Annotated in this window: 11 protein-coding genes, 2 tRNA genes and 2 riboswitches; of the genes, 3 read left to right on the top strand and 10 right to left on the bottom strand. The window is 57.2% G+C overall.

Going from position 1 to position 10,762, the window contains the following annotated elements; all coding sequences use genetic code 11:
* Positions 1 to 186: 186 nt before the first annotated feature.
* Positions 187 to 1,449, bottom strand: coding sequence for a UDP-N-acetylglucosamine 1-carboxyvinyltransferase (murA, locus tag HMPREF2651_RS07940; protein WP_224786688.1), 1,263 nt, complete (start codon positions 1,447 to 1,449; stop codon positions 187 to 189).
* A 47-nt stretch (positions 1,450 to 1,496) separates the two neighbouring features.
* Here murA and HMPREF2651_RS07945 point away from each other — a divergent pair, with 47 nt between their 5' ends.
* On the top strand, positions 1,497 to 2,117 hold the full coding sequence (locus HMPREF2651_RS07945) for a cob(I)yrinic acid a,c-diamide adenosyltransferase (protein WP_049181144.1): 621 nt from the start codon (positions 1,497 to 1,499) through the stop codon (positions 2,115 to 2,117).
* A 40-nt stretch (positions 2,118 to 2,157) separates the two neighbouring features.
* On the opposite strand, the gene ramA is transcribed toward HMPREF2651_RS07945, so the two are convergent.
* From ramA to HMPREF2651_RS07970, 5 genes are all read right to left on the bottom strand, one after another.
* Complete coding sequence (ramA, locus tag HMPREF2651_RS07950) at positions 2,158 to 2,994, bottom strand: acetate metabolism transcriptional regulator RamA (RefSeq protein ID WP_005511953.1); 837 nt, start codon at positions 2,992 to 2,994, stop codon at positions 2,158 to 2,160.
* Between the two features lie 475 nt (positions 2,995 to 3,469).
* Positions 3,470 to 3,727, top strand: a riboswitch (cobalamin riboswitch).
* Between the two features lie 194 nt (positions 3,728 to 3,921).
* Positions 3,922 to 4,746: an energy-coupling factor ABC transporter ATP-binding protein gene (locus HMPREF2651_RS07955; protein ID WP_038626451.1), complete on the bottom strand. Its 825-nt coding sequence runs from the start codon at positions 4,744 to 4,746 to the stop codon at positions 3,922 to 3,924.
* A gap of 2 nt (positions 4,747 to 4,748) precedes the next feature.
* Positions 4,749 to 5,486 (bottom strand): cobalt ECF transporter T component CbiQ, encoded by a 738-nt coding sequence (gene cbiQ, locus HMPREF2651_RS07960; protein ID WP_038626453.1) that lies wholly within the window; start codon positions 5,484 to 5,486, stop codon positions 4,749 to 4,751.
* Entirely contained in the window at positions 5,483 to 5,860 is a 378-nt protein-coding gene (locus tag HMPREF2651_RS07965) for an energy-coupling factor ABC transporter substrate-binding protein (RefSeq protein ID WP_049181145.1), read from the bottom strand. Before HMPREF2651_RS07965 ends, cbiQ begins: the two co-directional genes overlap by 4 nt.
* 38 nt (positions 5,861 to 5,898) lie before the next feature.
* Positions 5,899 to 6,681 carry an energy-coupling factor ABC transporter permease gene (locus tag HMPREF2651_RS07970; RefSeq protein ID WP_016421363.1) on the bottom strand — a complete coding sequence of 261 codons (783 nt, stop codon included), beginning with the start codon at positions 6,679 to 6,681 and terminating at the stop codon, positions 5,899 to 5,901.
* Positions 6,682 to 6,747: 66 nt separating this feature from the next.
* Positions 6,748 to 7,016: riboswitch (cobalamin riboswitch) on the bottom strand.
* Positions 7,017 to 7,317: 301 nt separating this feature from the next.
* Here HMPREF2651_RS07970 and cysK point away from each other — a divergent pair.
* Positions 7,318 to 8,250, top strand: a complete 933-nt coding sequence (gene cysK / locus HMPREF2651_RS07975; protein WP_049181146.1) for a cysteine synthase A — start codon at positions 7,318 to 7,320, stop codon at positions 8,248 to 8,250.
* A gap of 115 nt (positions 8,251 to 8,365) precedes the next feature.
* The gene (gene epsC / locus HMPREF2651_RS07980) at positions 8,366 to 8,959 is read left to right on the top strand and encodes a serine O-acetyltransferase EpsC (RefSeq protein WP_016421365.1); all 594 of its coding nucleotides are present in this window, start codon (positions 8,366 to 8,368) and stop codon (positions 8,957 to 8,959) included.
* 102 nt (positions 8,960 to 9,061) lie between these two features.
* On the opposite strand, the gene HMPREF2651_RS07985 is transcribed toward epsC, so the two are convergent.
* The 4 genes from HMPREF2651_RS07985 to HMPREF2651_RS08000 all read right to left on the bottom strand — a co-directional run bounded on the left by HMPREF2651_RS07985 (position 9,062) and on the right by HMPREF2651_RS08000 (position 10,233).
* Positions 9,062 to 9,343, bottom strand: a complete 282-nt coding sequence (locus tag HMPREF2651_RS07985; RefSeq protein ID WP_042388192.1) for a GNAT family N-acetyltransferase — start codon at positions 9,341 to 9,343, stop codon at positions 9,062 to 9,064.
* A gap of 107 nt (positions 9,344 to 9,450) precedes the next feature.
* Complete coding sequence (locus HMPREF2651_RS07990; RefSeq protein ID WP_049181147.1) at positions 9,451 to 9,906, bottom strand: hypothetical protein; 456 nt, start codon at positions 9,904 to 9,906, stop codon at positions 9,451 to 9,453.
* A 158-nt stretch (positions 9,907 to 10,064) separates the two neighbouring features.
* Positions 10,065 to 10,137, bottom strand: a tRNA-Phe gene (locus HMPREF2651_RS07995).
* A gap of 19 nt (positions 10,138 to 10,156) precedes the next feature.
* Positions 10,157 to 10,233 (bottom strand) — tRNA-Asp (locus HMPREF2651_RS08000).
* Positions 10,234 to 10,762 lie beyond the last annotated feature (529 nt).

Genomic DNA, 10,762 nt, shown 5'->3' on the forward strand with positions numbered 1-10,762 from the left:
ACACACCCCACCTAAAGACACAAAACCCCAGGTAAGAGAGCGAAAACCACCACATGCCCCACTGGAGAATCACTCCTAACGGTTCTAAAGCATCCAAAACCGAAGATTTGCGATGGTTTTCCGCACCGTGCGCTTCACTAGCACCGTGCGCTTAGCTATTAGCCATCAGCCGGAAGCCAACGACCACTAGCTAACCCGTTCAACAGAAGCGCCGAGAGCATTTAGCGTCTCTACGAAACCCGGGTAACCGCGATCAATGTGATAAACATCGTGCACCTCGGTGACGTCTCCCTTTTCAGTGCACAGCCCGGCCAGCACCAGACCGGCACCAGCGCGAATGTCCGAAGACCACACAGGTGCCGAACTCAGCGTTTCCTTTCCGCGAATCATCACGTGGTGGCCATCGATAGTCGCGTCAGTGCCGAGGCGAATCATCTCGTCGACAAACCGGAAGCGCGACTCAAAAACGTTCTCGGTAAGCACTGACGTCCCCTCGGACACCGCGGACAGAGCAATGGCCATGGGCTGCATGTCCGTCGGAAAGCCTGGGTATGGAAGCGTTTGATAGTTCACACCCTGCGGACGCCCGTCCATACGCACGCGGAAGCCCTGCGGATAGGTCTCGACCTGAGCGCCTGCATTCTTCAGTTTTTCCAGAGGAAGGTGCAGGTACTTAGGGTTGATGCCAACGACCGTAATATCGCCGCCGGTCATCGCCGCAGCATAGGCCCAGGTCCCTGCGATAATTCGGTCGCCGACGACCCTGTGCTCAGTCGGGTGCAGCTTCTCGACGCCCTCAACCATGATGGTGTTCGACCCCGCACCCGAGATCTTGGCGCCCATCTCCACGAGCATCTCGCACAGGTCGACAATTTCGGGCTCACGGGCGGCGTTATCCAGCACAGTCGTACCTTCAGCGAGTACGGCCGCGGTCAGAATATTCTCGGTCGCGCCGACGGACGGGAAGTCCAGCTTGATGTTCGCCCCCTTGAGTCGCCCCGCCTCAGCCACCACGCAACCGTGGTGAATATAGGTGCGTGCACCCAATTTCTCCAGGCCAGCCTGATGCATGTCCAGCGGGCGGGAACCAATTGCGTCACCACCGGGCAGTGCGACAATCGCATTACGGGTACGCGCCGTCAGCGGCCCGAGCACACAAACCGAAGCGCGGAACTGGCGCACGGCATCGAAGTCAGCGTGATGCGAGAGTTCTTCGGGCACCGTGATTTCAATCCGGTCACCCTCACGCGTCACGGAGCAACCAAGGCCTTCGAGGACCTTCTGCATCAATGGCACGTCGTCAATTTCAGGGCAGTTCGTCAGTACTGTCGTGCCCTCGGCCAGAAGCGCCGCACCCATCAGTTTCAGAACCGAGTTCTTCGCCCCGGAAATCTGAACCTGACCGTTTAGCGTCGCTCCGCCTTTAACCAGAAATCGCTCATTTCCCACTCCCCCAGCCAACCACATTTCGCAATATCGCGCTTAGGCTTGAAACTATGAGCGTTCATCTAACTCGCATTTACACTCGCACCGGCGACGACGGCACCACTGGATTATCCGATTTCAGCCGCGTTCCCAAGGATGATTCTCGCCTTATCGCCTACGCCACGTGCGAAGAGGCCAACGCCGCACTCGGTCAGGCGCGCAGTTTCGGCGCGCTTGACGACGAGGTGTCGACTGTCATCCGCTACGTGCAGAATGATCTCTTTGATGCCGGAGCCGACCTGGCAACACCTATTGAAGAAAACCCGAAGTACCCGCCATTGCGTATCGAGCCGGATTACATCGAGCGACTCGAGCACTGGTGTGACCAGTTCAATGAGCAACTACCAAAACTGGATTCCTTCATCCTCCCTGGAGGCACACCAGCCGCGGCACTGCTGCACACAGCTCGGGTGATTACTCGTCGGGCCGAGCGTGCGGCATGGGCTGCCTGCCGCGAGTTTCCCGAAACTACTTCAGTCCTACCGGCGAAGTATCTCAATCGCCTGTCTGACCTGTTGTTTATTCTTTCGAGAGTGGCCAACGACGGCAACGACGTTAAATGGATTCCCGGTGGAGAGCGCGAAGATGAGCGCCAAACGGCCGTAGATGCGAAAGAGCGCCGCGTTCACTAGCCAAGTTTGCTAGGAACGCGGCGCCCCGTCGTCAAGCGGTTTACGGCAGTGCGCCGATACGACGGGCTGCGTTGACAGCCTCGTAGCGAGTGTGGGCACCCAGCTTGCGCATTACGGAGCGGAGGTAGGACTTAACGGTCTCGGCACCGATGCCCATTTCCTCTGCGGCCTCGACGTTGGTGTGACCGAGGGCGACGCAGGCGAGAACATCGAGCTCACGAGCAGACAACTTGGTGGTCTGCTTAACGCGAACTGGGGTGACCATCTGGTCGCAGAGCACCTCGAGCTCCTGGCGCAGCTTCTCATCATCCACGCGGTTAGCGAGCATGCGCAGCTTGGAGTGCGTGGAGCGAACCTGCTCCCATTCAGCGCCATTCATGATGCGACCGCCCTTACCGTTACCGGAGCGATCCATATTGCGACAGGCGTCGACGACAGCGAGGTCCTGCTCCAGGCAACGGGCGGTCATTGTGACCTCTTCAAGAACCTTGTCCCCCAGGCGCACCGAGGAGTGCACGCCACCGTAGAGCACGCCACGAACAAGACGCGAAACAATCACCGGCACGGCGACCAGCGAGTGCAGGCCTTCGTCACGAATCTTGTCGTCATACTCGTGGGTAATAACCTTGGCGCGCAGGTAGTCACTGACACCCACCGGGCGGCGCGTGGCCAACACGCGACCACCGACACCCGCACCCGATTCCACAGTCAGATTCTGCAGAGCCGGGGTACGCAGGCCAACCCAGTTGTTGATCTGCATCTTAGAGTTATCGGTGACTTCCGCATACATTGTGACCGGAATACCAGTCGCATTCTTTAGGGCGACCAAGGACGACTTAATAACCTCATTGTCGTCCAGAATGCGGTGGGGATCCATCTCGCGTCCTCCTGCGTAACGGGCAAATTACTTCACTGGCACCCACAGAGGCACCATCAGCCTGTGACTTCGCGCCGACTTACACTCCTACGAAATGGCCAACTACCGCTCAGCGGCTACGGACCCTTTCGGGGGCTGTAAACCGTACAAAGTAGATAGTACCCTCCGAACGGGTACACCTGCATTAAGGCATCCGTCACACAATCTTAGGAAACAACTAGGTTTCTCTACAAGTACGTAAAGAAAATACCAGGATAAATCCTGTCATTAGCCCCGCCTCGGCCGAATGGATACAAGGCAGGGGGTAGCTATTTTTCCGCTAATAAACTGCGTGAATGTTGATAACAGAGGGTAATGAACGGCGTTTTACCCCCAATGCGGACATTTTCGAAAAACACTGTCGCTGATTTACTTTGGTGCGCTATTGTCATTCATGCAACAGGTTTTGTTGAGTTCCACTTTCAATGCTACGTCCTCCACGTGGTTGTCCGAAGGTGGTGCACAGCAAACGCAAGAGGGAATCCGGTGCAATTCCGGAACTGTCCCGCAGCGGTAATCTGGAACAAAATTCGCCAACGGCACTGAGGTTATTTCAACCTTGGGAAGCGGCGAAAAGTAGGAAAATTGATAATAAGGTTCTGCACGTAAGCATCGAAGCAAGCGGCAGTCGTCATCCCCTTATTGTCGGTCACGCCAGGAAGTCCGAATACCTGCCTGATGCGCCGAAGACACTGCAAAGTGCCACGGCCACGGAGATCGCCCGCGGACAGGTGTGACGTGAAATGGAAGCGAAGAAATGCGACAGCTTCGCCTATATTTCTAGGCCTATCTTTATAGGCATTGCGCCCTACCCGCGGGCGTTTCTCTCATTTTTAGCGTGGTTTAGCTGCACATATCGATGAGCTATTCACCAACCAAACCGCTCGCCTAAACATCTTCTGGATGGAGCACATCTCGCCCAATCGCCTTGGAGACTACGGGCGCCCAAGGCAAAGCCAATCGAGCATGTTCGACCAACCGTCGATCCGCCAAAATTTCCTCTTTGGAGCCAACTCGCAGTTTGCCGTCGGCAAGCACTGCTGCCCGATCGGCGAAATTCCACGCGAAGTCGATGTCGTGCGTGGCGACGACGACGGCTGTGCCCTGATCGCGCAATTGATCGAGCGTGTGTGCAAGCTTTCGGGTCGCCTGCGGATCGAGGCCGGCGGAGGGCTCGTCGAGAAGCAGGACGCGTGGGTGCATCGCCAGCGCGCCTGCGAGAGCGACGCGCTTGCGCTGACCATAGGAGAGCTGGTGCGGGACGCGTTCGGCGAGATCGGTGATTTCGGCGGTGCCTAGAGCCTCTCGGACGCGCCGCTCGACTTCCTCGTTCTCCAGCCCCAGGTTGACGGGACCGAAAGAGACATCTGCAAACACGCTAGCCGCGAAGATTTGCTCATCCGGATCCTGCGTGACCATCTGTACTGAGCGGCGAACCGTATTGCGGCCGTGCCGGGAGTACTTATAGGCGGTGCCATCAAGGCGAACCTCACCGCCATCGGGCTTAGACGCTCCCGCGAGCATACGCAACAGCGTGGATTTGCCAGAACCGTTTGCGCCCAATAGTGCTAGGCGCTCGCCACCCGAAATTGCCAGCTCCACGCCTTTCAGGACGTGGGTTTCGTCATAAGCGAATGTAACTGCGGCCGCTTCCACAATGGCGCCGCTGGCACCATCCACGCGATCAGCGCTATTTTTCCTACTGATCGACATCCCTATACACCCCATTTCAGCAGCGCCCAGGCCGCAATCAACGACAAAAGTAATGCACTGGATATCGCGAGGAACTTCGGCTGGCTCGGCCGCGAAATAACCAGTACTTTCATTGCGCTCGGATCGGCACGCAGCTCAATTCCCTCTTGCATTTTGCGGGCTCGAGCAAAAGCGATGACAAAGAGGCTGGCGGACTGCGCCGCGACATCACGAATCATCGCCCGGCGCGTGGAGTGCCCAAGACGTCGCGCTTGGGCTTCTGTCATTGAGTGCGCGGAGTGAATCAGCACGCCAGTCATCCGATAAATCACTTCAGCAAGGTACGTCAGGTACCGAGGCATGCCACGTTTGTCGAGCCACGCAATGAGCTCCGAAATCGGAGTGGTCAGCGCAAAGACCATCGTGCAGCTGATACCCGCAAACGAACGCATCACAACCTGCGCCATTCGCTGCGGGCCATCCGGCGACCACGCGAGACCGTCGGGAGTAAGCGCTACCAAAATCGGAAACGCGCCGACGAGCACAAAAACCGCCGGTGCCAGCACCATTGCCACATACAGCTTGCGGGGCACCCGGGCTATGTACGCAATAAACCAAGCAATGACCGCAATGACCGGCGCAAAGGGAATTGGCGGAAGCGCAACCGCCAGAATCAACAGCCCACCGAGCAGCAGGATCTTTTCGCCCACGTTACGGCGCGCCCAAGCGCTGCGCGCCGCTGCGGCTTCTAGCGCATTCACTGCTCTTTCTCGCACTTGTCTGAACGCGCAGCAGCCTTCCCTCGGTAGAAGCCAATAACGTAGAACAGGACGCCAGCACCGATAACGGCCTGGAGCGCGAACAGACCCGACTCGACCTCACCCGGCAGTTCGCCGACGAGTGGCTCGAACCACGGCTCGTAGTTCGGGTCGATTTCCTGAATTGTCTCCGTAGCGGTGGCATCAGTGCCGGCGAACGGCTCCTCTGCGTCGTCGTCGCCGTAGTTGAAGAACAGCGGGAACATGGCAATTACGACTACCAGGACAATAAGACCGACGCTGCCCCACACGGAGTTCTTCTTCGGCCGGCTAGCTGCCTGTGCGTCGACAATCTGCGCGTTGTTTTTTGCATTCATAATCGTGCTCTCTTTCGCTTCTTTTCGCTTGACGACGGCTACTGCTTCTGGCCGGATACGGATGCAGCTGAAGCATTCTGCGAAGTGGCAGACCCTGCAACAGCGTTGGTTGTGGTGTCTGCAGCTTTCGCCTCCAGCGCCGGTGCTGGCGCATCGCCGAAGCGGGACAGGAAGCCGAGATCGAGGAGCTCAGTGTGTGCCACTGCCAGCAGGGTGCGCATGAGAATGACGGTGACGAGAGCCTCGATGATTGCCAGCGGAATCTGCGTGATAGCGAACAGGCCGAGGAATGTAGCCAGCGCGCCGCCAACACCGCCCGGGTTTGCCGGGTGCGCAAGAGCGAGCTGCATGGAGGTCACGACGTAGGTGGAGAGGTCAGCGAAGAACGCTGCCATAAACACACCTGGCAGCAGGCCTCCACCGAGCTTTCGAGTCAATACGTAGAAGGCGTAGCCGACCCACGGGCCGACGATTGCCATGGAGAAGATGTTCGCACCAAGCGTCGTAATGCCGCCGTGAGCGAGCAAGATTGCTTGGAAGAGCAACACGATGGAGCCAAGCAGCGCCATCACCGGAGGTTTGAAGATTACAGCACCAAAACCCGTACCTGTCGGGTGCGAAGTGGAACCCGTCACGGATGGAATCTTGATTGCGGAGAGCACGAAAGTAAACGCACCGGCAGCACCGAGCAGCATGCCGCTACCGGGATGCTCTTTCATAGTGCGCTTGGCTTGAACTGCGCCGTGAATGACAAAGGGAGCGGCAGCTACACCCCACCCAATGCAATGAGTAACTGGGAGAAATCCCTCAGCAATATGCATGATGTAAATCTTCTTTCTGCGGCGCTATTCACCTCGACAGCACCGCTCGACCGCCAATCCGCGGACGCGAATTGGATGATTTACAGTCGGTCTCCTGGCTGATGGGCTGAGGAAAGCTTCACACTTCTATTAATGCCTCGCCTCCTTCCCCAAAGGTTTGAGTCCCCCTGAGTGGCTTCGACGAAGCACCGCAATCATCGGATCCATTGCCTGCGTTTTCGGTTATCGCATATAACCGCTGTGCAGATAACGGCCGCAATCGCGCCCAATCACAGTGGCGAGGGCCGCTGCCTATTTACAAGGCATTCCCGTGCACCGTAAATCACGTCTCAGAATAGTGGATTCTAAGAAACTTTAATGCTCTTTACCCTCACAATGGAGGTAAAGACGAGCAGGGCAATCACATAGCGTTAACGTGGTAAGAGCAGGAGCATTGCGAAATCAGCGGTGTGACTGCGACGGTGCCGGCCGCGGCAACTGTGACGGTGGTGACACCGGAATTAACAGCCCCCTTCCCCACGCAATTCCCAAAATAGACGAACTGGTCTGTACTAATTGCAGCATCAGGCGTACACTACGGCTACACGCGAAAACTCATTAGGAAGTCCTCTGTGATTTCCGGAATGGATAAGATTAATGACTATTTATAACGATGTCACTGAACTGATCGGCAACACCCCGCTGGTTAAGCTCAACCGTGTTACCGAGGGCCTGCCGGGCAACGTGATTGCCAAGCTGGAGTTTTACAACCCTGCCAACTCGGTCAAGGACCGCATCGGCAACGCAATTATCGATGCCGCCGAGCGCTCTGGCGAGCTCAAGCCGGGCGGAACCATCGTCGAGGGTACCTCGGGCAACACCGGTATCGCGCTGGCAATGGTCGGCGCAGCCCGCGGTTACAAGGTCATTCTCACTATGCCGGACACCATGAGCCAGGAGCGCCGCGTCGTTCTGCGCGCATTCGGCGCTGAGCTTGTACTCACCCCGGGCGCAGATGGCATGCGCGGTGCTGTCGATAAGGCCAACGAAATCGTGGCTAACACCGACAATGCAATCCTGGCTTCCCAGTTCGCCAACCCGGCCAACCCGGCTATCCACGAGGCAACCACTGGTGAAGAAATCTGGGAAGCTACCGACGGCAAGGTTGATTACTTCGTGGCTGGAGTCGGCACCGGCGGCACCATTACCGGTGCTGGTCGCACGCTGAAGAAGCACAACTCGGACATCAAGCTGGTGGCCGTTGAGCCGAAGGCCTCCCCACTGCTGACCGAGGGCACCGCCGGCCCGCACAAGATTCAGGGCCTGGGCGCAAACTTTATCCCAGAGGTTCTCGACCAGGAGCTTCTCGACGAGATTATTGCGGTTACCAACGAGGACGCTATTGAGGTCTCCCGCAAGGTTGCTGCAGCCGAGGGCATCCTCGGCGGCATTTCCGCCGGTGCAAACATCAAGGCTGCTCTCGAGATTGCAGCCCGCCCGGAGGCTGAGGGCAAGAACATCGTCGTGATTGTCCCTGACTTCGGCGAGCGCTACGTCTCCTCCATCCTGTACGAGGACCTGCGCGACTAAAACCAAGCGCTATAAGCGCCCGTAACCTTCTCTGCAGAGCCCGCTAGCTGGCACTTTCCGTCGGCAAGCGGGTTTTTGCATTGCCCACACTTCCGACCAGATAGAATTGACGCCCATGAGTGACTTTTTCCGAATCCTCAAAGAGGATCTGGACAATGCCCGTGCGCATGACCCAGCTGCGCGCAGTGATGTAGAAAATGCCATTGTCTACTCCGGCCTACACGCAATCTGGATTCACCGATTCTCGCACCGCCTCTGGAAACGAGGCGGGATTTTCAAGGGCATTGCACGAGTACTCGCACAGTTTTCCCGTTGGCTGACTGGTATTGAGATTCACCCGGGCGCTCAAATTGGCCGAAGGTTCTTCATCGACCACGGCATGGGTATCGTCATTGGTGAAACCGCAGAGATCGGTGACGGCTGCATGCTCTACCACGGTGTGACACTCGGCGGCCGCTCACTGGAGAAGGTAAAACGCCACCCAACTCTGGAGGACAACGTCACCGTCGGGGCAGGTGCGAAAGTCCTTGGCCCGATCACAATTGGTGCGGGTTCATCGATTGGCGCCAACTCCGTGGTCACCCACAGCTGCCCACCCGATTCCATCGTGATAGGAATTCCGGGCCGCGTACGCCCTGCCAAGCCCGGCGAACACAAGCCGTTGTGCGATCCGGCGGTGTACGTCCAGGGTGACGGGGACTTCATCTAGCCCTGCCCTAAAGCTATCTCTACGCATAAATAAGCCGACCGGCTGCTCTTGCTATCGTGAGCAGCCGGTCGGTTTCTTTATGCGTTCTTTGCCCTTCAGCGACTAGTCAGCCAGTAGATCCTGGTATTCCGGGTTTTTCTCGACGAAGTTGGCAACAGCGGAGCAGCTGGTGCGAATCTTGCGGTTGTTCTTCCGAACATCATCCAGCGCACCTGCGATAAGCGGCTTGGACAGGCCTTGTCCACGGAATTTGCCATCTACTACCGTGTGGTCAAAATCCAGGGCACCTTCCACCGGGGTGTAAGCGGCAAAACCGGCCTCTTCTCCCTCTACGGTGAGAACGTAGCGCTGACCGGCCTCATCATGCGAAATAGTGTGTGCCATTTTCGGAATCACTTCCCTCTCGTGGTTGTGAAGCGTCGTCATTGCAAACGACTCTTAGGATGTAACCCAGATAACAGCTCTCGCTTCGGATTAATTCCGAATCCTGGCTAATTCTGCACTAGCGGGGGTCCGCCCGGGTGCTCGTCGGCACGCCCGACAGCGACACGGCACGGGACATCGCCCTTCGCGACCTTAGCCGCAGCCTCACCTTCTGCCCACCCCGGGCTGACGGCCTCAGCGAGCGGGCCTGCCAAATCCGCCATTTCGCAGTGAGAAAGCCCCGGAGCCACCACACTGATGCGATAACGCTTCCGATCCCCCGGATCCATGCCTGGGTTGGCCTCCGCCCACAAATCAGCGAGCGAAGAGGTGCGCCCCACATCGGGCATGACATCCTCGTAGACGTTGACTTCCTGATCCGGAATCAGTTCCGCGAGCACCCCACGAACCTTCTCAGCAGCCGATTGGCTGCCCTCAGCATCCGTGTAGACGAAGATGCGCACGACCCACGGCAGCGTCTTATCGTGGGACAGCGTTCCTGCTGAGGCGAATTCCTTACTCATGCACAACATCCTATCCGCTAGGGTGTGCACGCGGTTTAATTTCCCCCACTTTAAGGTTTTCGCACGGCTCAATGCACTTTGCTTTACGACGATCCCCACGACAAACACCTGGTAAAAACAAAGAATCCCCAGTCCGTTTCCGGACTGGGGATTAATTGTGGCCAGAAGCGGGATCGAACCGCTGACCTTCCACTTTTCAGGCGGACGCTCTACCGACTGAGCTATCTGGCCAGACTTGAAATTAATCAAGTGGCGACCCTGACGGGACTTGAACCCGCGACCTCCGCCGTGACAGGGCGGCGCGCTAACCAACTGCGCCACAGGGCCTTAAATGCTGTGCTCATCTTTCTGGATTACCAGCGCTGCGCACGAGTTGTTACTCTACAGAACAGCGCTAAACATAAGCAAATCGCCAGTTCATAGCAGATATTTTAAGTTGAAAACTGACATCTGGCCCCGGGGCTCGGGGAAACCTAGACTGTGGCGCCCCGGTGGCAGCGACGGGTTAACAGACAAAAGTATGTCCGCTCAGTATGTCGCCGGGTGGACGCTTTTTGCCACTTAGCTCTTAATGCGAGTTACTGACTGCATTTATGTCTGGCGGCGTTGGGTCGATGCGAGTTACTGACTGCGTTTATGTCAAAAATGGCCCGAAAAATGGCCTGAAAGTGTCATAAACTCGCACAGTTTCACATGTGCAGCCCACATTCGCTTGTGCAGCCCGCAATCTTTCGGACTGTCAGTTTTGCTACTTGACCCCGGGTTGTGGAGCTGCCGCAGTTGGGGGGGCAGTCACTATCTTGAGAATCAAACACACTTTTTGGGGTTAAGTAAAGAAAAGTGTGTCCGCATGCCA

The sequence above is a fragment of the Corynebacterium sp. HMSC063A05 genome, from assembly GCF_001809695.1.
In the GTDB taxonomy this organism is placed as follows: domain Bacteria; phylum Actinomycetota; class Actinomycetes; order Mycobacteriales; family Mycobacteriaceae; genus Corynebacterium; species Corynebacterium amycolatum.

Bases quoted from the DNA above. Each gene is read 5' to 3' on its own strand.
- HMPREF2651_RS07970 (WP_016421363.1), bottom strand. From the start codon at position 6,681: ATGCATATTGCTGAGGGATTTCTCCCAGTTACTCATTGCATTGGGTGG.
- epsC (WP_016421365.1), top strand. From the start codon at position 8,366: ATGAGTGACTTTTTCCGAATCCTCAAAGAGGATCTGGACAATGCCCGT.
- HMPREF2651_RS07990 (WP_049181147.1), bottom strand. From the start codon at position 9,906: ATGAGTAAGGAATTCGCCTCAGCAGGAACGCTGTCCCACGATAAGACG.
- HMPREF2651_RS07955 (WP_038626451.1), bottom strand. From the start codon at position 4,746: ATGTCGATCAGTAGGAAAAATAGCGCTGATCGCGTGGATGGTGCCAGC.
- HMPREF2651_RS07965 (WP_049181145.1), bottom strand. From the start codon at position 5,860: ATGAATGCAAAAAACAACGCGCAGATTGTCGACGCACAGGCAGCTAGC.
- HMPREF2651_RS07985 (WP_042388192.1), bottom strand. From the start codon at position 9,343: ATGGCACACACTATTTCGCATGATGAGGCCGGTCAGCGCTACGTTCTC.
- HMPREF2651_RS07945 (WP_049181144.1), top strand. From the start codon at position 1,497: ATGAGCGTTCATCTAACTCGCATTTACACTCGCACCGGCGACGACGGC.
- ramA (WP_005511953.1), bottom strand. From the start codon at position 2,994: ATGGATCCCCACCGCATTCTGGACGACAATGAGGTTATTAAGTCGTCC.
- cysK (WP_049181146.1), top strand. From the start codon at position 7,318: ATGACTATTTATAACGATGTCACTGAACTGATCGGCAACACCCCGCTG.